The organism is Mycobacterium sp. NGS69, assembly GCF_059812165.1.
Window position 1 is genome coordinate 331453 of sequence record NZ_JCALCD010000001.1, and the last position, 22579, is coordinate 354031.

21 protein-coding genes are annotated in these 22579 nt (G+C 67.3%); 5 read left to right on the forward strand and 16 right to left on the reverse strand.

Annotated elements, in window-relative coordinates; translation table 11 throughout:
• Window positions 1–5 precede the first annotated feature (5 nt).
• From AC5Y2S_RS01785 to AC5Y2S_RS01825, 9 genes are all read right to left on the reverse strand, one after another.
• The gene (locus AC5Y2S_RS01785) at window positions 6–1172 is read right to left on the reverse strand and encodes a virulence factor Mce family protein (RefSeq protein ID WP_499953418.1); all 1167 of its coding nucleotides are present in this window, start codon (window positions 1170–1172) and stop codon (window positions 6–8) included.
• Window positions 1169–2611: a virulence factor Mce family protein gene (locus tag AC5Y2S_RS01790; RefSeq protein WP_499953419.1), complete on the reverse strand. Its 1443-nt coding sequence runs from the start codon at window positions 2609–2611 to the stop codon at window positions 1169–1171. Before AC5Y2S_RS01790 ends, AC5Y2S_RS01785 begins: the two co-directional genes overlap by 4 nt.
• Entirely contained in the window at window positions 2608–3672 is a 1065-nt protein-coding gene (locus AC5Y2S_RS01795) for a virulence factor Mce family protein (RefSeq protein WP_499953421.1), read from the reverse strand. The genes AC5Y2S_RS01790 and AC5Y2S_RS01795 overlap by 4 nt, the downstream gene beginning before the upstream one ends.
• Window positions 3662–4714: an MCE family protein gene (locus AC5Y2S_RS01800; protein WP_499953422.1), complete on the reverse strand. Its 1053-nt coding sequence runs from the start codon at window positions 4712–4714 to the stop codon at window positions 3662–3664. The genes AC5Y2S_RS01795 and AC5Y2S_RS01800 overlap by 11 nt, the downstream gene beginning before the upstream one ends.
• Window positions 4714–5916: an MCE family protein gene (locus AC5Y2S_RS01805; protein WP_499953424.1), complete on the reverse strand. Its 1203-nt coding sequence runs from the start codon at window positions 5914–5916 to the stop codon at window positions 4714–4716. Before AC5Y2S_RS01805 ends, AC5Y2S_RS01800 begins: the two co-directional genes overlap by 1 nt.
• Window positions 5917–5935: 19 nt before the next feature.
• Window positions 5936–6778 (reverse strand): ABC transporter permease, encoded by an 843-nt coding sequence (locus AC5Y2S_RS01810; RefSeq protein WP_067159662.1) that lies wholly within the window; start codon window positions 6776–6778, stop codon window positions 5936–5938.
• Between the two features lie 16 nt (window positions 6779–6794).
• A complete protein-coding gene (locus AC5Y2S_RS01815) occupies window positions 6795–7559 on the reverse strand; it encodes an MlaE family ABC transporter permease (RefSeq protein WP_499881662.1) in 765 nt (254 codons plus the stop codon).
• A 238-nt stretch (window positions 7560–7797) separates the two neighbouring features.
• On the reverse strand, window positions 7798–8712 hold the full coding sequence (locus AC5Y2S_RS01820) for a 3-oxoacyl-ACP reductase (protein WP_499903755.1): 915 nt from the start codon (window positions 8710–8712) through the stop codon (window positions 7798–7800).
• A gap of 24 nt (window positions 8713–8736) precedes the next feature.
• Entirely contained in the window at window positions 8737–8928 is a 192-nt protein-coding gene (locus AC5Y2S_RS01825; RefSeq protein WP_499953426.1) for a ferredoxin, read from the reverse strand.
• Between the two features lie 189 nt (window positions 8929–9117).
• On the opposite strand from AC5Y2S_RS01825, the gene AC5Y2S_RS01830 reads away from it, so the two are divergent.
• From AC5Y2S_RS01830 to AC5Y2S_RS01845, 4 genes are read left to right on the forward strand one after another with little or no spacing between them, the layout of a single operon-like run.
• Window positions 9118–10299 carry an acyl-CoA dehydrogenase gene (locus tag AC5Y2S_RS01830; protein WP_499903757.1) on the forward strand — a complete coding sequence of 394 codons (1182 nt, stop codon included), beginning with the start codon at window positions 9118–9120 and terminating at the stop codon, window positions 10297–10299.
• 46 nt (window positions 10300–10345) lie between these two features.
• Window positions 10346–11443: an acyl-CoA dehydrogenase family protein gene (locus tag AC5Y2S_RS01835; protein WP_499953427.1), complete on the forward strand. Its 1098-nt coding sequence runs from the start codon at window positions 10346–10348 to the stop codon at window positions 11441–11443.
• 41 nt (window positions 11444–11484) lie between these two features.
• On the forward strand, window positions 11485–12993 hold the full coding sequence (fadD17, locus tag AC5Y2S_RS01840; protein WP_499953429.1) for a long-chain-fatty-acid--CoA ligase FadD17: 1509 nt from the start codon (window positions 11485–11487) through the stop codon (window positions 12991–12993).
• Window positions 12975–13688 (forward strand): serine hydrolase, encoded by a 714-nt coding sequence (locus AC5Y2S_RS01845; protein WP_499953430.1) that lies wholly within the window; start codon window positions 12975–12977, stop codon window positions 13686–13688. Before fadD17 ends, AC5Y2S_RS01845 begins: the two co-directional genes overlap by 19 nt.
• Before the next feature lie 74 nt (window positions 13689–13762).
• Here the strand turns inward: AC5Y2S_RS01845 and AC5Y2S_RS01850 are convergent, their stop codons facing one another.
• Genes AC5Y2S_RS01850 through AC5Y2S_RS01865 form a run of 4 tightly spaced genes read right to left on the reverse strand, consistent with a single transcriptional unit; the run spans window position 13763 to window position 18580 of the window.
• Entirely contained in the window at window positions 13763–15313 is a 1551-nt protein-coding gene (locus AC5Y2S_RS01850; protein WP_499953431.1) for an acetolactate synthase large subunit, read from the reverse strand.
• A complete protein-coding gene (locus AC5Y2S_RS01855; RefSeq protein ID WP_499953432.1) occupies window positions 15310–16134 on the reverse strand; it encodes an amidohydrolase family protein in 825 nt (274 codons plus the stop codon). Before AC5Y2S_RS01855 ends, AC5Y2S_RS01850 begins: the two co-directional genes overlap by 4 nt.
• A gap of 23 nt (window positions 16135–16157) precedes the next feature.
• Window positions 16158–16925 carry a fructosamine kinase family protein gene (locus AC5Y2S_RS01860; RefSeq protein ID WP_499953434.1) on the reverse strand — a complete coding sequence of 256 codons (768 nt, stop codon included), beginning with the start codon at window positions 16923–16925 and terminating at the stop codon, window positions 16158–16160.
• 14 nt (window positions 16926–16939) lie between these two features.
• On the reverse strand, window positions 16940–18580 hold the full coding sequence (locus tag AC5Y2S_RS01865) for an acyl-CoA synthetase (protein WP_499953435.1): 1641 nt from the start codon (window positions 18578–18580) through the stop codon (window positions 16940–16942).
• Window positions 18581–18644: 64 nt separating this feature from the next.
• Here AC5Y2S_RS01865 and AC5Y2S_RS01870 point away from each other — a divergent pair, with 64 nt between their 5' ends.
• Window positions 18645–19457, forward strand: coding sequence for a crotonase/enoyl-CoA hydratase family protein (locus AC5Y2S_RS01870; protein WP_499881650.1), 813 nt, complete (start codon window positions 18645–18647; stop codon window positions 19455–19457).
• Between the two features lie 83 nt (window positions 19458–19540).
• Here the strand turns inward: AC5Y2S_RS01870 and AC5Y2S_RS01875 are convergent, their stop codons facing one another.
• The 3 genes from AC5Y2S_RS01875 to AC5Y2S_RS01885 are packed head-to-tail and all read right to left on the reverse strand — an operon-like array spanning window position 19541 to window position 22534.
• The gene (locus tag AC5Y2S_RS01875) at window positions 19541–20746 is read right to left on the reverse strand and encodes a cytochrome P450 (protein ID WP_499953436.1); all 1206 of its coding nucleotides are present in this window, start codon (window positions 20744–20746) and stop codon (window positions 19541–19543) included.
• Window positions 20743–21459, reverse strand: coding sequence for an acetoacetate decarboxylase family protein (locus AC5Y2S_RS01880; RefSeq protein WP_499903766.1), 717 nt, complete (start codon window positions 21457–21459; stop codon window positions 20743–20745). The genes AC5Y2S_RS01875 and AC5Y2S_RS01880 overlap by 4 nt, the downstream gene beginning before the upstream one ends.
• A gap of 43 nt (window positions 21460–21502) precedes the next feature.
• Window positions 21503–22534, reverse strand: coding sequence for an LLM class F420-dependent oxidoreductase (locus AC5Y2S_RS01885; protein ID WP_499953437.1), 1032 nt, complete (start codon window positions 22532–22534; stop codon window positions 21503–21505).
• Between the last annotated feature and the right edge of the window lie 45 nt (window positions 22535–22579).

Here is a 22579-nt window from a genome sequence, read left to right on the forward strand (position 1 = left end):
CGGCCCTACCGCCCCTCAGTGCCCGAAGGCGTGGCGGGCGGGATCTTGAACGGGTCGGCCGCCTGCCCGGACAGGTTGGCCATCTCACCGGTCAGGAAGTCGGGCGGGTTGAGAACCTCGCTCATGTGCATCATGTTCGGGTCGAGCGCATAGGAGGTGGTGAAGAACGTCTCACCGATCCGGCGCAGGGTCAGGTCGAAGGTGGTGAACACGTTGAGGTAGTCGCCGCGCACCGACTGCTTGATGCCGAAGTTGGGGAAGGGGAACGTCAGCAGGATCTGCAGCGAGGTGACGAAGTTCTTGCGGTTGTCGCTGAGGGCCTTGACGACCGAGTACAGGCCCTTGAGGTCTTCGGCGAAGTCCACCTTGGTTTTCGCCAGGATGTGCGAGGTCACCGTCGCCAGCTTCTTGAGCGCGGCGAACGCTTCGACGATGTGGTCCCGGTTCTTGTTCAGCACCCGGAGGGCCTCGGGCAGCGTGTCCAGCGCCCGGCCCAAGTTGTCCTTGTCGCGCGCCAGGGTCGCGGAGAATCGGTTCAGCCCGTCGACCGCGTCGATGATGTCGTTGGTCTGCCGGTTGAGCCCCGCCGTCAATTCGGCGAGCCGGGGGATCAGGTCGGCGAACTGATCCTGCCTGCCGGCGAAGGCCTGATAGGTCTCGTCGGTAATGTCTTCCAGCGCACCGAGATTGCCCTTGTTGACGACGACACCCAACGCCGAGAGGACCTCTTCGGTGGTCGGATAGCGGCCCGTGTTGGCCTCGGTGATCCTGGAGCCATCCTTGAGCCGGCCGGTCGGCGGCTTGTCCTTGGGGCGCGCCAGGTCGATGTGCATCGAACCCAGCAACGACGTCTGGGCCACCGTCGCGGTCGCGTTGGCCGGCAACACCACGTTCTTGTTCAGCGCCAGCTTCACCGCAGCATAGAAGGATCCGTCGGAACGCTGCTCGGCCGAAATGCCCGCGACGCTGCCGACGGTGACGTCGTCGACCATCACCGGCGAGTTTTGCGGCAGCGTCGCCACGTCGGGCATCTCGACGGTGATCGAATACGCGCCACTGCCGTGGCCTGCCGTGCCCGGCATCGACAGGGAGTTCAGGCCGTTGAATTGGCAACCGGCCAGCAGCGCGCTGCCCGCCGCTAACACGGTGCCGCGCAACCAGATTCGTCTCATCCGCCACCGCCCTGATCGGCCGGTGGCGCGCTCGGCGCCTGGCCCGGCGGGGGGCCGGGCAGCGGACCGTAGGCATTGCCGGGGCCGGGACCCGGCGCCGGACCCGAGCTGAGGCCGGCCGGTGGCGGGGCGCCCGCGGCGGTCTGCGGCGCCGTCGGGACCAGCAGGGCCTGCAGGTCGGTGGGGTTCTGGGCGGGCGGCGGCAGGTGCGAGCCCTGGGCCGGTATCCAGGTCAGCTGCGGAACCGGGGTGGCCGCCTTGGCCTGGGTCTCCGGGGTGTCGTAGATGATCTGGCCCTTGTACGCGGTGATCGTGTTCAGCGGGTGGAACATGACCGGTGGGTAGTTCACCGCGAGCCGGCGCAGCACCGGGCCGAGCCGCTCGCGGCAGATCTCGGCGCGCCGGAAGTAGTCCGGCGCTCTGGGCCCGGCGGCGGTCTCGAAGGAGCCACCGCAGATGAACTGCACGGGGTTGGCGAATTCGGGTATCGACAACAGACCGTTCAGCGTGCCCTGCGCCGGGTCGTAGATGTTGTAGAAGTTGGCGATACCGGGGCCCGCGACGTGCAACACCTGCTCGATGTTGTCGCTCTGGTCGCTCAACGTCTGCGCGAAGTCGTTGAGGTTGTTGACCGTATCGATGATCGTCGAGTTGTTCTCGTGCAGGAATCCCCGGATGTCGGAGAGCGCCTGATTCAGCGTGCCCAGGGTGTTGTCCAGATGCCGCGAGCTGTCGGCGAGCACCTGCGACACCGACGCGACGTTGCCGGCGAACTGCACGATCTGCTCGTTGCTCGCCGACAGCGCGTCGACCAGCACCTGCAGGTTCTTGACCGTGCCGAACAGGTCGCTACGCGAATCCCCCAGCCGCCCGGCGACTTGCGAGAGCTCGCGCAGCGCGTTGTGGAACGACTCGCCCTTGCCGTCGAGGGTGTCGGCGGCCTGGTTGATCGCCCTGCCCAGGGGCCCCTGCATCGATCCCGTCGTCGGGCCCAGCTGAACGGCCAGTTGCGTCAGGGACTCCTTCACCTCGTCCCATTCCACCGGCACCCCGGTGCGGTTCAGCTCGATGCTGCCGCCGTCGGGCAGCACCGCCCCGCCGGTGTAGGCCGGGGTGAGCTGAATGAACCGCGCCGACACCAGGTTCGGCGAAATGATGACGGCCCGGGCATCTTTGGGGATCTTCACGTCCTTGGTCACCGACATGACGATCTTCACGTCGGACGGCCGCGGCTCGATCGTGTCGATCGAACCGACCGGCACGCCCAGGACGCGGACCTGGTCGCCGGGATAGAGACCGACGGCGGAGGTGAAGTAGCCGATGACGGTCCGGCTATTGCCTTGCGACGACAGCACATACACGCCACCCACCACCATCGCGACCAGCGCGATGATGATGCCGTAGCGCAGCCCCTTGCTGCCGGCGATCCGGTTCGTCATGGCGACTTCGGCCTGATGATCCAGCGTTCCTGAATCAGCCCGCGCAGGTAGTCGGCGAGGCTGGCCGGCAGCTTGCCAGGCTGGTAGAAGAAGTCGAACACCATCGCGATCATCGGCGCGGGCAACACGCTGAACACGTTCACGTTGAACCCGGGACCGGAGCCGACGACCTCACCCAGCTCGGTGGCGTAGGTGGGCAGCCGCTTGAGCGCCTCGGTGATGTAGTCGCGGCGCTCGTTGAGGTTGGCCAGCACCAGGTTGAGCTTGCTCAGCGCGGGGCCGAACTCCTTGCGGTTGTCGGCGACGAAGCCGGAAATCTGCTGTGACAGACCGCCGATGCCCGAGATCAACTCACCGATCGCGGCGCGCCGCTCGTCGAGCGCGGCGAACAACTGGTTGCCGTCGTCCACGAGCGTGTTGACCTGGTTGGCGCGCTGCGACAGCACCCCCGTCACCGACTTCGCATGTGCCAGCAGGCCTTGCAGCGCCTCGTCGCGGCGATTCAGCGTGCGGGACAGCGATGTCACGCCGTCCAGTGCGCCGCGCAGTTCCGGCGTGGCGTCGTGCAGCGTATCGGTGAGCACGTTCAAGGCCTGCTCGAACTGCGGCTTGTTCAGATTGTTGGCGTTGTTACCCAGGTCCTCGAGGGCGCCGGCGAGCGTGTACGGCGTCGTCGTGCGGCTCAGCGGGATGGTGGTCGCCTTGCCGTTGCCGGCCGGGGTCACCGAGATGGAACGCTCACCGAGGATGCTGTCGGTGCGGATCGCGGCCATCGACTGGTCACCGACGGTGATGTGCCGGTCAACGGAGAACGTCACCTTGGCGCTGTCGCCGGCCAGGCCGACGGAGGCCACCTTGCCCACCTTGAAGCCGGACACGTAAACGGCGTTGCCCGGGTTGATTCCGCCCGCGTCGGTGAAGAAGGCGTCGTACATCTTGCCCTGCGGAAAGAACGGCAGGTTCGAGTACCCGAAGGCGATGAGCACCACGCAAACCACCAGCACCACACCGAAGATGCCGGTGCGCAGCGGGTCGCGTTCGCGCCTTGCGTTACTTGACAAAAGCGCACCTCCCCTTGCTGGGATCGACCGGGCCGCCGAACGGTATCAGGATGTCGCCGCCGGCCGGGCCGTTGATCTTGATCGTCACCGAGCAGAAATAGATGTTGAAGAACGACCCGTAAGCACCGAGCGCCGCCAGCCGCAGGTAGTCCTCGCCGAGTTGCTCGACATCGTTGTTCACCTCGGCCTTGCGGTTGTCCAACTCGGTGGCCAGGGGACGGGTGTTCTCGATGATGCCCTGCAGCGGCCGACGCGAATTCTTCAGCAGCTCAGTCAAGTCCGTAGTTGTCGACGCCAGCGGCGGGATGGCCCCCGCGACTGCGTCCTTGTTCTTGGCCAGCCCGGTGATCAACTGCTGCAGCTGGTCGACGCTGGCCGAGAATTGCGCGCTCTTCTGGTCGACGGTGCCCAACACGGTGTTGAGGTTGGTGATCGCGTCGCCGATCAGCTGGTCGCGCTGACCCAGCGCCGACGAGAACGCGCTCGTGTCGGCCAGCACGTTGGACAACGCCCCGCCCTGGCCCTGCAACAACTGGATGACCGCGCTGCTGATGGTGTTGACCTTGTCAGCGTCCAGGCCCTTGACCAGCGGCCGCAGCCCGCCCAGCAGCGCGTCGAGGTCCAGTGCGGGCTGGGTGTGTTGAGAGTTGATCGTGCCGCCCGGCGGCAGCTTACGCAGCTCCCCCGGGCCCGACGTGATCTCCAAATAGCGGTCACCGACCAGATTTTCGTACCGGATCACCGCGCGCGTCGACGAATACAACGTGTAGCGGCTGTCCACTCCGAACTTCACGTCGATCGTGTTGTCGTGGTTGAGCTTCACGCCCGACACCGCGCCGACCGGCACGCCGGCGATGCGAACCTTCTGGCCGGCCTTCAGCTTCGACACGTCGGTGAACGTTGCGTGGTAGGTACTTTCGGGCCCGAACCGGAAGTCGCCGAACACGACCACCAGCGACGCGCTCACCAACATCATGGCCACCGCGAAGATGCCGACCTTGATCAGCATCGACCGGTGCGACGGCATTCCCTTGGCCACCATCAGGAGTCGTCCCGTTCCGCGAAGGCGCCGTGGAACAGGAACTGCAGGGTGGAGGGCGCGTCGAACTGCAGCTCGGTGAACGGCTCGTACGGGATGTTGGCGTTATCGGTGACCAGGAACGGCGCCCGGTAGAACGAGCCGCCGGTCTGCTTGGTCGGGATGTCGGGCAGTCCGCGGCAGTTCGGACCCCCGGAGGCGTTGACGATGGGCAGGGATTCCGGATACGTGTACGAGGGCGCGCCCAGGACGAAGCTGGACGACGTGAACAGGCCCGCCTTGCGCACACCCAGCAGAGGGGCAAATTCCTTGATGCCGCGCTCGACACCGGCGAAGAAGCAGCCGAATTCGGGCGAGTAGTCGTGGGCCACCTTGATCGGGGCGCGCAGCCTGTTGATGGCGTCGATGAAGTTCTGCTCGGCGGGTTCCAGCGTCTCGTAGGCGTTGTTGGCCAGACCGATCGCCGCGAGCAGCGTGTCGTTGAGGTCCTTCTGTTTGTCGACGACCGTCCGGTTGATCGTCGGCAGGTTGTCGAAGACGGTGTTCAGGTCGGGGGCGGCGTCGGCGTAAGTGTTGGTCACGATCCCGGCCTTGCGGAAGTCCTCCTGCAGGGCGGGCAGCTTCGGATTCGCCTGGCGCGCCAGCGTGTTCAGCCCTGAGAGCAGCGATCCGAAGTCGTCGCCGTGGCTGCGCAGCCCTTCGGACAGGGCGCTCAGCGTCCCGTTCAGCTCCACCGGGTCGATCTTGTGCAGCAGGTCGATGAGCGACTGGAACAGGGTGTTGACCTCGAGCGCCACCGCCGAGGCCTCCACGTGCGCGTCCGGGCGCAGCGACGTCGGCGAAGGGGCTTGGGGCGGAACGAATTCGACCGACTTGGCACCGAAGATGGTGTTGCCCGCGATGTGCACCGTCGCGTTGGAGGGGACGAAGTGCATCTGGTCGCTGCTGATGGCCAGCGTCAGCCGCGCCTGGTCACCGGAGTAGTCGATGCTGGTGACCTTGCCGATCTGGATGCCGCGGTACTTGACCTTGGCGCCCTTGTCCATCACCAGGCCCGCCCGCGGCGCCGAGACCGTGACGGCGTCGGTCGAGGCGAAGGCCGCCGTGTACGAGAGGTAAGTCAGGGCCGCGAAGGCAACGATCACGCCGGCCAGCAGCGCCGCTGCCAGCCGAACCGATGAGCGTCGTGATACGCCTTCCGCCATGTCTTTTCGAGAACTCCCTTCACCCGGAGAGGTTGAAGTTACCGGACGCGCCGTACACGGCGAGCGAGATGAACAAAGTGATGACGACCACGACGATCAGCGAGGTACGCACGGCCTGGCCGACCGCGACGCCGACGCCGACGGGGCCGCCGCTGGCGTTGTAGCCGTAGTAGGTGTGCACCAGCATGACCGCAATGGCCATCACAATGGCCTGCAGGAACGACCACAGCAGGTCGGACGGTATGAGGAAGGTGTTGAAGTAGTGGTCGTACAGGCCCTTGGACTGCCCGTTGATGTACACGGTGGTGAAGCGGGCGGCGAAGAACGCGGCGAGCACCGACAGCGAATAGAGCGGAATGATCGCGATCAGGCCGGCGATCAGCCGGGTCGACACGAGGTAGGACACCGACTGCACGGCCATGCATTCGACGGCATCGATCTCCTCGGACACCCGCATGGCGCCCAATTGCGCGGTGGCGCCGGCTCCGATGGTGGCCGCCAGCGCGATGCCCGCGATCACCGGGGCGACCACGCGGACGTTGAGGAACGCCGACAGGAAGCCCGTCAGTGCCTCGATGCCGATGTTGCCCAGCGACGAATACCCCTGCACGGCGATGACGCCGCCGGAGGCCAGGGTCAGGAAGGCCGCGACGCCGACCGTGCCGCCGATCATGACCAGAGCCCCTGCGCCCAGCGTCATTTCGGCGACGTTCCGGATCGTCTCCTTCCGGTATTGGGTGAGCGCTTGCGGCACGTAACGCACCGTCTTGCCGTAAAACAACGCCTGCTCGCCGAAGTCGTCGATGGGCCCCTGCAACCGCGACATGAAACGGCGAAACCGGAGGGTGGCGTCGTAGCTCATCGGGTGTTCCCTCGCCTCACTTGGCCGAAATCCGCACGCCGATGGCGGTCATGACCACGTTGATGACGAACAGGCAGATGAACGCGTAGACGACGGTTTCGTTGACCGCGTTCCCGACGCCCTTGGGACCGCCCTTGACGGTCAGGCCCCGGTAGCACCCGACCAGGCCGGCCATCACGCCGAACAGCAGCGCCTTGACTTCGGCGAGCACCAGCTCGCGCAGCCCGGTCAGCACAGTCAGGCCGTTGATGAACGCGCCGGGGTTGACGCCCTGGAGAAAGACGGAAAACACGTAACCGCCGGATAGGCCGATGGCACACACCAGGCCATTGAGGAGCAGCGCGACCACCGTCGACGCCAAAACCCTTGGCACCACCAGCCGGTGGACCGGGTCGATGCCCAGCACCCGCATCGCGTCGATCTCTTCGCGGATGGTGCGGGCACCCAGGTCGGCGCAGATCGCGGTGGCGCCCGCGCCGGCGACGACGAGCACCGTCACCACCGGGCCCAGCTGGGTGACGGTGCCGAAAGCGGTTCCGGCGCCGGACAAGTCGGCCGCGCCGATCTCGCGCAACAGGATGTTGAGGGTGAACGCGACCAGCACCGTGAACGGGATCGACACCAGCAGCGTCGGTACCAGCGACACCCGGGCAATCATCCAGGTCTGTTCGAGGAACTCGCCAAATTGAAACGGCCGTCTGAAAGTCTCACGGCCGGTGTCGATCATCATCTCGAAGAACCCGCCGATCGCGCGGGCGGGGACAGCAAGTTGTTCTCTCAACTTGGCCACCCCCCTCTGCTGCTCGCGGCGAAGCCTGTGTATCGCCTTAACGTTGTCTTCGGTCGCATGCGGCTCGGTGTAAGCCGGATCATATTAACTCAGAGAAAGTGGACCATGTCAATGAACAGCATTTCCGTATCCGAACCGTTAATTTGTCCAGGTCAGAGGTATTGCCGCCGGTTCAATCTGACACGTGTTCTACTCGCCGATTTCCCCCCATAAAGTGCGTTCACCACGGTCATTGCTCCATGAGGTTGACCGCGGAAAAGTTCCGCTCCGGATCGCGTCCAGCAAAGTATTCCTCGAGCGCGCCACTGAGCTGGCCGGGCTCCCAGGCCGCCCCGTCGGCCTTGAATCTGTGCTCCGCCGTCGGTGCGGCGACCAGCGTCACCTGCGGCCCGTAGACAATGAACACCTGCCCGTTGACCTCCGCGGCAGCGGGCGATGACAGGAACTTGACCAGGCTCACCACGTGCTCGGGCGAGAGCGGGTCGATGCCGCCCTGCTCCACCTCGGGTGCCTCGCCGAAGACATCGGCCGTCATCGCCGTGCGCGCCCGCGGGCAGATCGCGTTCGCGCACACCCCGTAGCGTCCCAGCGCCCGCGCGGCCGTCAGGGTGAGCGAGATGATGCCCGCCTTGGCCGCGCCGTAGTTGGCCTGGCCCACCGGCCCCACCAGCCCGGCTTCCGACGCGGTGTTGACGATCCTGCCGAAAATCTGCCCGCCCGCGTCCTTGGCCTTGGCGCGCCAGTAGGTGGCGGCGTTGCGGGTCAGCAGGAAGTGGCCGCGCAGGTGAACCGCGATGACGAGGTCCCATTCCTCGTCGGACATGTTGAACAGCATCCGGTCGCGGGTGATCCCGGCGTTGTTCACGACGATGTCCAGGCCACCCAGCCCGTCGGCCGTGGCAACCAGCTCGTCGGCGGTCGCGCGCTGGCTGATGTCGCCGGCCACCGCGACGGCCTTGGCGCCCGACGAGTTGATCTCGTCGATGACGTCGGAGGCGTCCAGCGCGGCGGCGATGTCGTTGACGACGACGGTGGCGCCGAGCCCGGCCAAGCCGAGCGCCTCGGCGCGTCCCAGGCCCGCGGCCGCGCCGGTTACCACCGCGACCTTCCCGGATAGATCGGTCGCGTTTGTGCTGCTAGTCAATTTATGAATACCTCTAGTCTGTGGTCAGTCTTCGCGCAGGAGCGCGGCGCGGGGGCATTCGGCGATCGCCTGTTCGGCCAGCTGCTCCCGGTCGGCCGGGATCGGATCGAGCTTCACGACGGCATAGTCTTCATCGTCCAGATCGAAGAGGTCGGGTGCGATTCCCAAGCACACCGCGTTCCCTTCACACCGGTCACGATCCACGATCACCCGCACGGCACCCTCCTTGAGATTGGCCTTCGACCCGAGCACACGCCCTATCGGTTGGTAGGTCCACCATAGGGCCCCGGTGCGCCAGGCGAAACGGTCGCTGGATTCCCAGACTAGAACGTGTTACAACCGGGGAGGCGAACGGGTAGCCGTTGGTCGAGCTACGCGTGTCACGTTAACCAAAGGACGGCTGGAATGCGCATCAGTTACACCCCTGAACAGGAGGAGCTGCGTCGCGAGCTGCGGTCGTACTTCACCACGCTGATGACCCCGGAGCGCCGCGCGGCGCTGACGTCGACCGAGGGCGAGGTCGGGACCGGAAATGCATATCGCGACACCGTCGCGCAGATGGGCAAGGACGGGTGGCTCACCCTGAACTGGCCCAAGGAGTACGGCGGCCAGGACCGCTCGCCGATGGACTCGCTGATCTTCACCGACGAGGCCGCCATCGCCGGCGTGCCGGTGCCGTTCCTGACGATCAACAGCGTGGCGCCGACGATCATGGCCTTCGGCACCGAGGAGCAGAAGAAGTTCTTCCTGCCCAAGATCGCGGCCGGCGAGCTGCACTTCTCGATCGGCTACTCCGAGCCCGGCGCCGGCACCGACCTGGCGAACCTGCGCACCACCGCCGTCCGCGACGGCGACGACTACGTGATCAACGGCCAGAAGATGTGGACCAGCCTGATCGCCTACGCGGACTGGGTCTGGCTGGCGGTGCGCACCAACCCGGAGGCCAAGAAGCACCGCGGCATTTCGATGCTGACCGTGCCGACCACCGCCGAGGGCTTCTCCTGGACCCCGGTGCACACCATGGCCGGTGTGGACACCAGCGCCACGTATTACTCCGACGTGCGGGTGCCCGTGACCAACCTGATCGGCGAGGAGAACGGCGGCTGGAAGCTGGTGACCAACCAGCTCAACCACGAACGGGTCGCGCTGGTGTCGCCGCAACCGATCTTCCTGGCGCTGCGCGAGGTTCGCGAGTGGGCGCAAAACACCAAGGACGCGGGCGGGGCCCGGCTCATCGACTCCGAGTGGGTGCAGCTCAATCTGGCCCGGGTGCACGCCAAGGCCGAGGTGCTCAAACTGATCAACTGGGAGCTGGCCTCGGCGTCCAGCGAAGCGTTGAACCCCGCGGACGCGTCGGCGGCCAAGGTCTACGGGACCGAGCTGGCCACCGAGGCGTACCGGCTGCTGATGGAGGTGCTCGGCACCGCGGCGACGGTCCGCCAGGATTCGCCGGGCTCGTTGCTGCGCAGCCGGGTCGAGCGGATGCACCGCGCGTGCCTGATCCTGACTTTCGGCGGCGGCACCAACGAAGTGCAGCGCGACATCATCGGGATGGTCGCGCTGGGCCTGCCCCGGGCCAACCGCTAGGGCTGCTTCTACCTCTATATTTGGGCCTACTTAAGGACGAGAATTCATGGACTTCACGACGACCGAAGCGGCACAGGACCTCGGCGGGTTGGTCGACACCATCGTGGACGCGGTGTGCACGCCCCAGCACCAACGCGAGCTGGACGGCCTCGAGCAACGATTCGACCGCACGCTGTGGGGCAAGCTGGTCGAGTCCGACATCCTGACCAGCGCGGCGCCCGCCGCACTGGGCGGCGACGGCTTCGGCGTGCTCGAGCAGGTCGCCATCTTGGTGGCGCTGGGCCACCAGCTGGCCGCGGTGCCCTACCTGGAGTCGGTGGTGCTGGGCGCCGGGGCGCTGGCCCGGTTCGGCTCCGAGGACCTACAGCAGGCCTGGGGCGCGCCGGCGGTGCGGGGCGAAAAGATCCTCACCGTCGCGCTCGACGGCGAGATGGGTGAGGGGCCGGTGCAAGCGGTCAGCGCCGGTGCGGGCTACCGGCTGACCGGTACGCGCACCCAGATCGCCTTTGGGCCGGTCGCCGACGCCTTCCTGGTTCCGGCCGAAACCGATTCCGGGGCGGCCGTTTTCCTGGTCGCGGCCGACGACCCCGGGGTCACGGTGACAGCGCTGCAGACCACCGGGCGGGGCAGCGTCGGGCACCTGGCCCTGGACGGGACGCAGGTGGACGCCGGGCGGATCGTCGGCGACGGGGTCGTCACCGCGTGGCTCGACACGCTGATGACCTTGGGGCGCAGCGCCTTTCAGCTCGGGGTGCTCGAGCAGGGACTGCAAATGACGGCCGAATACGCCCGCACCCGCGAGCAGTTCGACCGGCCGATCGGCAGCTTCCAGGCCGTCGGCCAGCGGCTGGCCGACGGCTACATCGACGTCAAGGGTTTGCGGCTGACGCTCACCCAGGCGGCGTGGCGCGTGGCGGAGGACATGCCCGCCGAGATCGACGTGGCCAGCGCGGCGTTCTGGGCCGCCGATGCGGGACACCGGGTGGCGCACAGCATCGTGCACATCCACGGTGGTGTCGGCGTTGACACCGATCACCCGGTGCACCGTTACTTCCTGGCCGCCAAGGAAATCGAGTTCGCGCTGCACGGTGCCACCGGGCAGTTGCGCCGGATCGGCCGCGAACTGGCGGAAACGCCGGCCTGAGAGCGGCGGCGGTGGAGCAGGCGGGGTCTTGAATGGGCTTCGTGATTCCTGCCGACCCGACCGTCACCAAACTCCTGGTCCCGCTGGCCGAAATCGAGGACCGGGGCGTCTATTTCGAGGATTCGTTCGTCAGCTGGCGTGACCACCTCCGGCACGGCGCCGCGATCGCGGCCGCGTTACGCGAGCGCCTCAACCCGGCCAAGCCGCCGCACGTCGGCGTGTTGCTGGAGAACACCCCGTTCTTCTCGGCGATGCTGGTGGCGGCGGGGATGTCCGGCATCGTGCCGGTCGGGCTCAACCCGGTGCGCCGCGGTGAGGCGCTGGCCCGCGATATCGCCCACGCCGACTGCCAAGTGGTACTGGCCGATTCGAGATCGGCCGCGCCGCTGGGCGATATCGACCATGTTGACGTCGATTCCGCCGCGTGGGCGTCCGAGCTGGACGCGCATCGCGACGCGGAACCCCGTTTTCAGTCGGCGTCCGCGGCGGACCTGTTCATGCTGATCTTCACCTCGGGCACCAGCGGGGAGCCCAAGGCGGTGAAGTGCAGCCACGGCAAGGTCGCCATCGCCGGCGTGACGATGACGCAGCGCTTCGATCTCGGGCGCGACGACGTCTGCTACGTGTCGATGCCGTTGTTTCACTCGAATGCCGTGCTGGTCGGCTGGGCGGTGGCCGCGGCGTGCCAGGGCTCGATGGCGTTGCGGCGCAAGTTCTCCGCGTCCGGGTTCCTGCCGGACGTGCGCCGCTACGGCGCCACCTACGCCAACTACGTCGGCAAACCGCTGTCGTACGTGCTCGCCACGCCCGAGCGGCCCGACGACGCGGACAACCCCCTGCGCGCCGTCTACGGCAACGAGGGCGTGCCCGGCGACATCGAACGCTTCGCCCGCAGGTTCGGGTGCGTCGTGCAGGACGGGTTCGGCTCGACCGAGGGCGGGGTGGCGATCGCCCGCACCCCCGACACCCCGGCGGGCGCGCTGGGCCCACTGCCCGACGGCGTCGACATCGTCGACCCCGACACCGGCCAACCGTGCCCCGTCGGGGTGGTCGGCGAGATCGTCAACACCACGGGGCCGGGCCGTTTCGAGGGCTACTACAACGACGAGGCCGCCGAGGCGCAGCGGATGGCCGACGGCATCTACCACAGCGGCGATCTGGGTTACCGCGACGAGGCTGGCTACGCGTATTTCGCTGGGCGGCTTGGCGATTGGATGCGGGTGGACGGCGAGAACCTGGGCGCCGCCCCGATCGAGCGAGTGCTGCTGCGCTACCCCGACGCCACCGAGGTCGCGGTGTACGCGGTGCCCGATCCGGTCGTCGGTGATCAGGTGATGGCGGCGGTGGTCATGGCGGCCGGCGTCGAGTTCGATCCCGAAAAGTTCCGGGCTTTCCTCGCCGGGCAGCCCGACCTTGGCCCCAAGCAATGGCCGTCGTACGTGCGGGTGAGCGAGGAGCTGCCGCGGACGGTCACGTTCAAAGTGCTCAAGCGGCAGTTGTCGGCGCAGGGTGTGGACTGCGGTGATCCGGTGTGGCCGATTCGCCGGTAACGCCCGCGATTGAAGCGAGCTTCGAGAAGCTGGCCGCCACGGTGCCGGCGACCATCGGCATCGCGATCGCTCGCCCGGCCGTTGCCGAGGTGTATTCGCTGGGCCGATGGTCGTCGGGCGTCGCGTGGTCAACCATCAAGGTACCGTTGGCGATTGCGGCCTTGCGCGACGATCCGGGGCGCGCCCGGGATCTGGTCGTCAAGGCCATCACGGAATCCGATAACCACGCGTCGGAGCTGTTGTGGTCCCAGCTGGGCGAGCCGGCGCGAGCCGCGCAACAGGTGCGGGCCATAGTCAACGAATGCGGCGACGCGGATACCGTGGTCGAATCGCGACGACTTCGCCGCGGCTACACCGCATTTGGGCAGACCCAGTGGACGCTGCGCCGGCAGGCGCGCTTTGCCGCCCAGCTTCCGAATATCCCCGACGCGGCCACCGTGACCGGCCTGATGCGCCGCCTCACCCCCTCTCAGCGGTGGGGGCTGGCCGCTAAAGGCGTTGCCGCCAAGGGGGGCTGGGGGCCAGGCGTGCGCGGCGACTACCTGGTCCGGCAATTCGGCCTTCTGCCAACGGATTCAGGAGAGGTCGGTGTGGCGCTCGCGGCCCAGGCCCACGCGTTCGAGGCCGGGGTGGACGCCCTGAACGCGATGACCGACTGGCTCGTCGGCCAGCTTCCCGCGCTAACGGGGCGGTAACGCGAATTAACTCGTGATCGAGCGCCCTTGGTGAAATCACGACATTTCCGAGAAAATGCTCCATAGCTTCCCGGCTAACCCGTCAGCGAGGGCACCACGGCGTCGATGAGGTGCGGCCCGGGTTCGGCGAAGGCCGCGCGCAGGGCGTCGGCGAGTTCCTCGGCGGTGCTGACGCGACGCGCGGGAACCCCAAGGCCCTCGGAGATCTTGACGAAATCCATTGTGGGACGCGACAAGTCGAGCAGATCCAAGGCCTTGGGACCGGGCGCCGAGCCGGCGCCGACGCGTTGCAGCTCGATCCGCAGGATGTCGTAGGCGCTGTTGTCGTAGACCACGGTCGTCACGTTCAGGTTCTCGCGAGCCTGGGTCCACAGGCCCGAAATCGTGTACAGCGCAGAACCATCGGATTCCAGGCACAGCACGGGACGATCGGGGGCGGCCACCGCGGCGCCCACCGCGGCGGGAATTCCGTAGCCGATCGCCCCGCCGGTCAGGGTCAGCCAATCGTGCGCCGGCGCACCGGCGGTGGCCGCCGGCAGCAACAGACCGGACGTGTTCGACTCGTCGACGACGATCGCGCGCTCGGGCAGCAGCGCCCCGATCACGTCCGCTGCCGACGCGGACGTCAGGGCGCCCGTCGGCAGCTGCGGGCGCGAGGCCGGGGCCAGCGGCGCGACGGTGCCCGGGGCAAGATGGTCGGCCAAAGCCGCCAGAGCGGTTGCGGCGCCGCTGTATTCGGCGAGCACGTGCACCTGGCAGCCAGCCGGCACCAGGTCGCTCGGCATGCCCGGATACGCGAAGAACGACACCGGCGACTTGGCGCCCGCCAGCACCAGATGCTTCGCGCCGTCGAGCTGGGCGCTGGCCGCCTCGGCGAAATACGCCAGCCGCTCGACGGCGGGGACGCCCGCGCCGCGCTCCAGCCGGGTCGGGAAGGTCTCGCACAACAACCGGGCTCCGGTCGCCTGGGCGATGCGCGCCGCGGCGGCCAGCCCGGGCCCCCGGGTGGCGTCGCCGCCGATCATGAGCACCGCGGGCTCCCCCGACCGCAGAACCTCGAGCACCTCCGACGCCAGGGCGGGATCGGCTCGCGGCGGCTCGACGGACGGTGTCCGCGCGGGCTGCGCGCCGTCGGACCAGGACACGTCGGCGGGCAAGATCAAAGTCGAGATCTGCGAGCCGGACCGGCTGGCGGCGATCGCCTCGGCGGCATCCGACGCGACGTCGGCGCTCCGCTCGGTGCGGCGAAGCCACCCCGAAACGCTGCCCGCCAGCGCGTCGATGTCGGATTCCAGTGGGGCGTCGTACTTCTTGTGATAGGTGGCGTGGTCGCCGACGACCACGACCATGGGCACCCGGGCGCGGCGCGCGTTGTGCAGGTTGGCAAGTCCGTTACCCAGGCCGGGACCCAAATGCAGCAGCACCGCGGCCGGCCGATCGGCCATGCGCGCATAGCCGTCCGCCGCGCCCGTGGCCACGCCCTCGAAAAGGGCCAGCACGCCCCGCATTTCGGGGACGATGTCGAGCGCGGCCACGAAGTGCATCTCCGAGGTGCCCGGGTTGGCGAAGCATACGTCGACGCCACCGTCGACCAGCGTGTTGATCAGGGCCTGCGCGCCGTTCACCTGCTTGCCTCCAATCTGAAAACGCGTTCCGCGTTGCCGCGCAAGAAGTCTCGGCGGGCGTCATCGCCGAGCCCGAGCTCATCCAGTCCGGCCAGAGCGTGCGTGGGATTGATCATCGGGTAGTTGGTGCCGAACAGGACTTTGCGTTGCCCGGTACCGGTTTTCATGAATCTGATTAGCTCCTCGGGCAGCCGTTTGATTGTGTAGGCCGAGGTATCGATGTAGACGTTCTCGTGCTTACGGGCGACGGCGACCATCTCCTCGGTCCACGGATAGCCGACGTGGCCGCAGACGATGACCAGCTCCGGAAAGTCGAGGGCCACCTGGTCGATGTAAGGAATCGGTCGCCCGGTCTCCGAAGGCCGCAGCGGGCCGGTATGCCCGACCTGGGTGCAGAACGGCACGCCGGACTCCACGCATTCGGCGAACAGCGGGTAGTAGCGACGGTCGGTGGGCGGCGCGTTCCAGAGCCACGGCACCACCCGCAGGCCCACGAATCCCTCCTGCACGCGCCGCCGCAACTCGCGGACCGCCTCCATCGGCCGATCGAGGTCCACCGCCGCCAGTCCGGCGAAACGGTTGGGATGCGAGCCCACCCATCCCGCGACCTCCTCGTTGGAAACCAGGTCCTGGCCATTCGGACCGCGCCAGGCACTCAGCAGGGCGAAGCCGACGTCGGCGGCATCCATCGCCGCCAGGGTCGCCTCGATCGGGATGTCGGTGTCGGGGATCGCTCCCCCGGTCCAGCGCCGCAGCGAGGCCAGCATGTCGCTGCGCAGAAACCGTTGCGTCGGATGCTGCATCCAGACATCGATCGTCATCGCGCTCCAACATAGACCGCCGGTCAAACGGCCAGCGCGGCGCGGGCGGCGGCTCCCGTCCGCGCCGCGTGCCCGCCGCCGAACAGCACCACGTGCGCCAGCAGCGGGTAGAGCTGGCGCAGCCCGATGCGGCCGCGCCAGCCGGGCCGCAGCGGGTGGACCCGCTGGTAACCGGCCAGGATGACGTCGTAGTGGGGGCAGCCGAACAGCGCCAGCATCGCCAGGTCCGTCTCGTGATGGCCGGCGTGTGCGGCCGGGTCGATCAGCACCACCCCGTCGGGTGTCCACATCACGTTGCCGCCCCACAGATCTCCGTGCAGCCGGGCCGGCCGGTCGTCGTCGTCGTAGTCGCCGGCACGGCAGCGCTCGGCGACCGCGTCGATCGTGGCACGGGTCGAAGCATCCAGCCGCGGCGCGGCCAATTCGGCCATCGGGGCCAGCCGCTCGTCGGCGTAGAAATCGCCCCACCGTCGATGCTGTCGCAGCGACATCGGCAGCGGCTGCGACAGCGGCCCGAAGAACCCGGTCCCGTCCCAGCCGTCGGGACCCGCGCCGAATGCGGGGGCGCCCGCGTCGTGAGTGATGGCCAATTGGGCGCCGAACGCGTCCGCAGCCTGGGCGGTCGGGCGCACGGATTCAAGCCGCCGCAGGGTCAGGCTCGTCGCGTCGACGGACAACACCTGCGCGCAGGGCACGCCGCCGCCGACGCCGCCAAGCCACCGCAAACCCGCTGCCTCCCAGGCGAAGTAGCCGGCGGGCGCGTCCGGGTGCTGCTTGACGAAGTCGGCCACGCGCTAGGTGCGCATCACGTCGTCACGTGGCTCGCATGCACGTCGTCGGCGGGGCGGGCCTCGGTCTGCTCCTTGGCCCAGCGGTAGTCGGGCTTGCCCGCGGGCGAACGCTTGACCTCGTCGACCAGCCAAAGGCTGCGCGGTACTTTGTATCCCGCGATCTCGGAGCGCACGAAGCTGTCCAGCTCCGCCAGCGACGGCCGGCACCCGGGCCGGGCCTGCACGACGGCGGCCACGTGCTGGCCGTAACGCGGGTCCGGCACGCCGACCACGAGGGCGTCGAAAACATCGGGGTGACCCTTCAGGGCCGCCTCGACCTCCTCGGGGTAGATCTTCTCGCCGCCGCTGTTGATCGACACCGAGCCGCGGCCAAGCATGGTGACCGAGCCGTCCTCCTCGACCAGGGCCCAGTCCCCCGGGATCGCGTAGCGAACACCGTTGATGGTCCTGAAGGTTTCGGCCGTCTTCTTCTCGTCCTTGTAGTAGCCGACGGGGATGTTGCCCTTCTTGGCGATGAAGCCGCGCACGCCGGACCCCGGCTTCACCTCGTTGCCGTCCTCGTCGAGCACCACGGTGCGGTGGTCGATGGTCACGCGCGGGCCGCCGCTGTGCGGCGCTCCCTTGGCGACAATACTGGTGCCGCCGAACCCGGTCTCGGAGGAACCGATCGAGTCGGTGATGATCCGGTTCGGCAGCAGCTCCAGCAGCTTCTCCTTGATGCTCGGCGAGAACAACGCCGCGGTGCTGCCCAGCATGAACAGCGACGACAGGTCGTAGTCGTTGTTCTTGTGGAGCGCATCGAGCAACGGCCGGGCCATCGCGTCGCCGGTGAAGAACAGCATGTTCACCTTGTGATCGTGGATCGTGCGCCAGACCTCGTCGGCGTTGAATTCCGGTGCCAGCACGGTGGTTTGGCCCGAGAAGATCGACCTCCAGGTGGCCGACTGGGTGGCGCCGTGGATCATCGGCGGAACCGGATAGTTGATCATCGGCGGGTTGGCGACCGCGCCCTTGGCCAGATCGTATTCGTCCTTGACGAATTCGCCTGTGGCGAAGTCGGTTCCACCCAGAAGCACCCGGTAGACATCCTCGTGACGCCACATCACGCCTTTGGGAAAGCCCGTCGTGCCGCCCGTATACAGCAGGTAGATGTCGTCGGCGCTGCGCTCACCGAAGTCGCGCTCCGGCGAGCCCTGCGCGATCGCCGAGTAGAACTCGACGCCGCCGTAGCGCTTGTAGTCGTTGTCGCTGCCGTCCTCGACGACGAGGATCGTCTTGACGTTCGGGGTGTCCGGCAGCACGTTGGCGACCCGGTCGGAGTACTGGCGCTCGTGCACCAGCGCGACCATGTCGGAGTTGTCGAACAGGTAGCGCAGCTCGCCCTCGACGTAGCGGTAGTTGACGTTGACGATGATGGCGCCGGCCTTGACGATGCCGAGCATCGCGATGACGATCTCGATGCGGTTGCGGCAGTACAGTCCGACCTTGTCGTCCTTCTTGACGCCCTGGTCGATCAGGTAGTGGGCGAAGCGGTTGGCCTTCTCTTCCAGCTGGGCGTAGGTCAGCTTCTCGTCGCCGGAGATGAGGGCAACACGGTCAGGCACAGCGTCGATGGCGTGCTCGGCAAGGTCGGCAATATTCAGGGCCACGGCCACCAAATTAGAACGTGTTACATTTCTTGACAAGCTCACCCCCAACGTCGACGGAAAGGCACCAGCCGTGGCCGAGGCTCCAGCAAACGAACAAACGGGTCCCGACGCGCTCGTCGAACAGCGCGGTCACACCCTGATCGTCACGTTGAACCGGCCGCACGCCCGCAACGCGCTGAGCACCGAAATGATGGAAATCATGGTGCAGGCCTGGGACCGCGTCGACAACGACGACGACATCCGGTGCTGCATCCTGACGGGGGCCGGTGGCTACTTCTGCGCGGGCATGGATCTGAAGACGGCGACCAAGAAACCGCCGGGCGACTCGTTCAAGGACGGCAGCTACGACCCGTCACGGATTGACGCCTTGCTCAAGGGCCGCCGGCTGACCAAGCCGCTGATCGCGGCCGTCGAGGGACCCGCGATCGCGGGCGGCACCGAGATCCTGCAGGGCACCGACATCCGGGTCGCCGGTGAGAGCGCCAAGTTCGGCATCTCCGAGGCCAAGTGGAGCCTCTATCCGATGGGCGGCTCGGCGGTGCGGCTGGTGCGCCAGATCCCCTACACCGTCGCCTGCGACCTGCTGCTGACCGGACGGCACATCACCGCCGCCGAGGCCAAGGAGATGGGCCTGATCGGCCACGTCGTCCCGGACGGGCAGGCGCTGACCAAGGCGCTGGAGATCGCGGAGATCATCGAGAACAACGGCCCGCTCGCCGTGCAGGCGATCCTGCGGGCGATCCGCGAGACCGAGGGATTGCACGAGAACGACGCGTTCAAGATCGACACCCAGATCGGCATCAAGGTGTTCCTGTCCGACGACGCCAAGGAAGGGCCGCGGGCGTTCGCCGAAAAGCGCAAGCCCAACTTCCAGAACCGCTAGCGCCTCCCCGCGAGCAGACGCAGAATCGCACTTTTCCGCGCCAAATCGTGCGAGTTTGCGTCTGCTCGCGGGAGTGAAGACCCCTAGCCCAGCGGCGCGCTGGGCGTGAACGCCACCGGCATCTTCTCGAGGCCGGACACGAAATTCGCCGGCCGCAACGGCAACGCGGCGTCTGGAGAAGCCAGCCGCAGGTCCGGAAGGCGCTGCAGCAGCCGCGCCTGCATGATCGACAGCTCGAGGCGCGCGAGCTGGTTGCCGAGGCAGAAGTGCGTCCCGAAGCCGAACGCCAGGTGGTTGTTCGGGTAGCGCTCGATGTTGAAGCTCTCCGGGTCCTCGAAGACCTTCTCGTCGAAGTTCGCCGACTCGAACAGCAGGATCATCTTTTCGCCCTGGCGCAGCGCCGTGCCGTGGAATTCGGTGTCGGCGGTGATGGTGCGGGCCATGTTCTTCACGGGGGCGGTCCAGCGCAGCATCTCTTCGATCGCGTTGGGCAGCAGCCCCAGATCGCCGACCAACCGCCGGTGCTGATCGGGGTGCAACAGCAGCTGCCGGGTGCCGCCGGACAGCGTGTGCCGGGTGGTCTCGTCGCCGCCGATGAGGAGCAGCAGCACCTCGGTGACGATCTGGTGGTCCTCCAGGCGCGATCCCTCGACCTCCGCGTGCACCAGGACGCTGACCAGATCGTCCGTCGGCTCTGACTTGCGCGCCGCGATCATCCCCATCATGTATTCGCTGTAGGCGGCGAAGGCATCCATCGTGACCTGGATATCCGCTTCGGCCGCGGTGCTGCTCAAGGCGCCGACCAGGTCGTCGGACCACTTGAGGAACATCTCGCGTTCCTCCGGAAGCACACCGAGCATGTCGCCGATGACCGCCATCGGCAGCGGTGCGGCCAGGTCCCAGACGAAGTCGCACTCGCCGCGTTGGCAAACCGCGTCGATCAGCGTGTCGCACAGCGAAAGGATCTTGGACTCCTGGTCTTTCACGCGCTTGCGGGTGAAGCCGGAGTTGACGAGCTTGCGGCGCAACAGATGTTGCGGATCGTCCATCTCGATCATCATCTCGACGCCGTCTTGGTCGGGCCGGATGCCTCCGGCATTCGAGAACAATTCGGGGTTGCGCTCGGCATCGATGACGGCCTGGTAGGTCGACGCGGCGGCCAGCCCGTTGCGGTCCCGAAAGACCGGTTCGTTCTCCCGCATCCAGCGGTAGACGGAGTGGGATTCGCCGGCATAGAAAGTGCCGTCGGTCAGATCCACATCGGGTCTGGTCACTGAAGTCACTGTCATGAGATCTCCTGAGCATCGCCGAAGGTCATCTGCACGTTGTCGACCGAGCTGGACAGCATCGCGCGCTTCGGAAGGCCCAGCGACGCCAGCTCTTTCGCGTAGGGGTGATCGCCCAGCCGGACGCGCACCCCGCCGAATCGGGTGCGCACGCCGTCCAGTGTGTGTTCGAAGGAGGTCTCGCGCGTGACGCCGTCGCGGTGCGAGTAGGTGCGCTGCGCCTGCTGGCGCGGGGTCAGCGAAAACGGCAGGCCCCGGCGGAATTCCATGTCGATGACCAGTTGCCCGTCGACGGTGCAGTCGAATCCGAAATCGCGGCCGTCGCGAACGGTGAAGTCCGCCATGACCTTCGGGTAACCCCAGATCTTGGTCCCAGCCTCCAGCGTGAACGGCTGGTCGACGGGCAGGTGGTGGATGAAGGCGCCGGCGTCCCCCAAAGCGCGCGGCCCACGCGCGTCCGACCCCGGCGGGTTGACCATCACGCTGGTGCCGAATTCGTAGTACTGGCCCAGGTCGCCGTCGATGTAGTGCATCAGCATCAGGACGACAACCGTGCGCCCGGGCAGGTACCGGCACACCTTCAGGCCGCTGTAGTCGATCATGCGCTGGGCGGCGTCGGCGTCCACCGAGAACATCGCCATGTGCTGATTTGCCAGGCGGATCCGCACCGGCATGGTGAGTACGGTGCCGGCGATCGTGTGTTGCGAGGCTGTCATCGGGCCAATCTAGAACGCGTTCTATTCGTCCGGCAATACCCGCTCAAATCAGCGTCGCCAGCTCGCGGATCTGCTCGGCATTGCGGCCGTTCACGACCATCATCGTCACGCCAGCGGCCTCCCAGACCTTGACCTGCTTACGCACGTAGTCCAGATCGCCGACAATCGCGGCGTCGTCGACGAGTTCATCGGGGATGATCTCGGCGGCCTTGTCCTTCTGGTTGCTGCGGAAGAGCTTGGTGACGTCGTCGACGACGTCGGAGTAGCCCATCCGGCGGTAGACGTCGGCGTGGAAATTGGTGTCCTCCGCGCCCATGCCGCCCATGTACAGGGACAGATACGGCTTCATGGCCGCAAAGGCGGCGCTGCGGTCATCGGTGATGACGATCGTGGCGGTCGCGCAGATTTCGAAGTCCTCGCGGGAGCGGCGCGCGCCTGGCCGGGCGAAGCCCTCGTCGAGCCATTCGTTGTAGGTGTCGGCCATCCGCGGCGTGTAGAAGATCGGCAGCCAGCCGTCGCAGATTTCGCCCGCCAGCGCGACGTTCTTGGGCCCCTCGGCGCCCAGCATGATCGGGATGTCGGCGCGCAGCGGATGGGTGATGGGCTTGAGCGGCTTGCCCAGCCCAGTCGTATCGGTCCCCGTCAACGGCAGCGGGTAGTGCGGGCCGTCGCTGGTCACCGGCTTCTCCCGGGCCCACACCTGCCGCAGGATGTCGATGTACTCGCGGGTGCGCGCCAGCGGCTTGGGGAATCGCTGGCCGTACCAGCCCTCAACCACCTGTGGGCCGGACACGCCCAGCCCGAGAATGTGCCGCCCCCCGGACAGGTGGTCGAGCGTCAGCGCGGCCATCGCGCAGGCCGTCGGCGTCCGCGCGGACAGCTGCACCACCGACGTGCCCAGCCGCACCCGCGACGTCGCTGATCCGTACCAGGCCAGCGGCGTGTAGGCGTCGGATCCCCACGCCTCGGCGGTGAACACCGCGTCGAATCCGGCCTCCTCGGCCGCGACGACGAGTTCCGCGTGGTTCTCCGGCGGCTGAGCGCCCCAATACCCCAGCTGCAACCCCAGCTTCATGGCCTCCGCCTTTCCAGCCGACCCAGTGTTGAAACGATTCTTAGA

Excerpts from the sequence above, each read along its gene's own strand:
- AC5Y2S_RS01790 (WP_499953419.1), bottom strand. The coding sequence starts at position 2,611 with ATGACGAACCGGATCGCCGGCAGCAAGGGGCTGCGCTACGGCATCATC.
- AC5Y2S_RS01835 (WP_499953427.1), top strand. The coding sequence starts at position 10,346 with ATGGACTTCACGACGACCGAAGCGGCACAGGACCTCGGCGGGTTGGTC.
- AC5Y2S_RS01885 (WP_499953437.1), bottom strand. The coding sequence starts at position 22,534 with ATGAAGCTGGGGTTGCAGCTGGGGTATTGGGGCGCTCAGCCGCCGGAG.
- AC5Y2S_RS01805 (WP_499953424.1), bottom strand. The coding sequence starts at position 5,916 with ATGGCGGAAGGCGTATCACGACGCTCATCGGTTCGGCTGGCAGCGGCG.
- AC5Y2S_RS01785 (WP_499953418.1), bottom strand. The coding sequence starts at position 1,172 with ATGAGACGAATCTGGTTGCGCGGCACCGTGTTAGCGGCGGGCAGCGCG.
- AC5Y2S_RS01800 (WP_499953422.1), bottom strand. The coding sequence starts at position 4,714 with ATGGTGGCCAAGGGAATGCCGTCGCACCGGTCGATGCTGATCAAGGTC.
- AC5Y2S_RS01875 (WP_499953436.1), bottom strand. The coding sequence starts at position 20,746 with ATGACAGTGACTTCAGTGACCAGACCCGATGTGGATCTGACCGACGGC.
- AC5Y2S_RS01810 (WP_067159662.1), bottom strand. The coding sequence starts at position 6,778 with ATGAGCTACGACGCCACCCTCCGGTTTCGCCGTTTCATGTCGCGGTTG.
- AC5Y2S_RS01830 (WP_499903757.1), top strand. The coding sequence starts at position 9,118 with ATGCGCATCAGTTACACCCCTGAACAGGAGGAGCTGCGTCGCGAGCTG.
- AC5Y2S_RS01880 (WP_499903766.1), bottom strand. The coding sequence starts at position 21,459 with ATGACAGCCTCGCAACACACGATCGCCGGCACCGTACTCACCATGCCG.
- AC5Y2S_RS01855 (WP_499953432.1), bottom strand. The coding sequence starts at position 16,134 with ATGACGATCGATGTCTGGATGCAGCATCCGACGCAACGGTTTCTGCGC.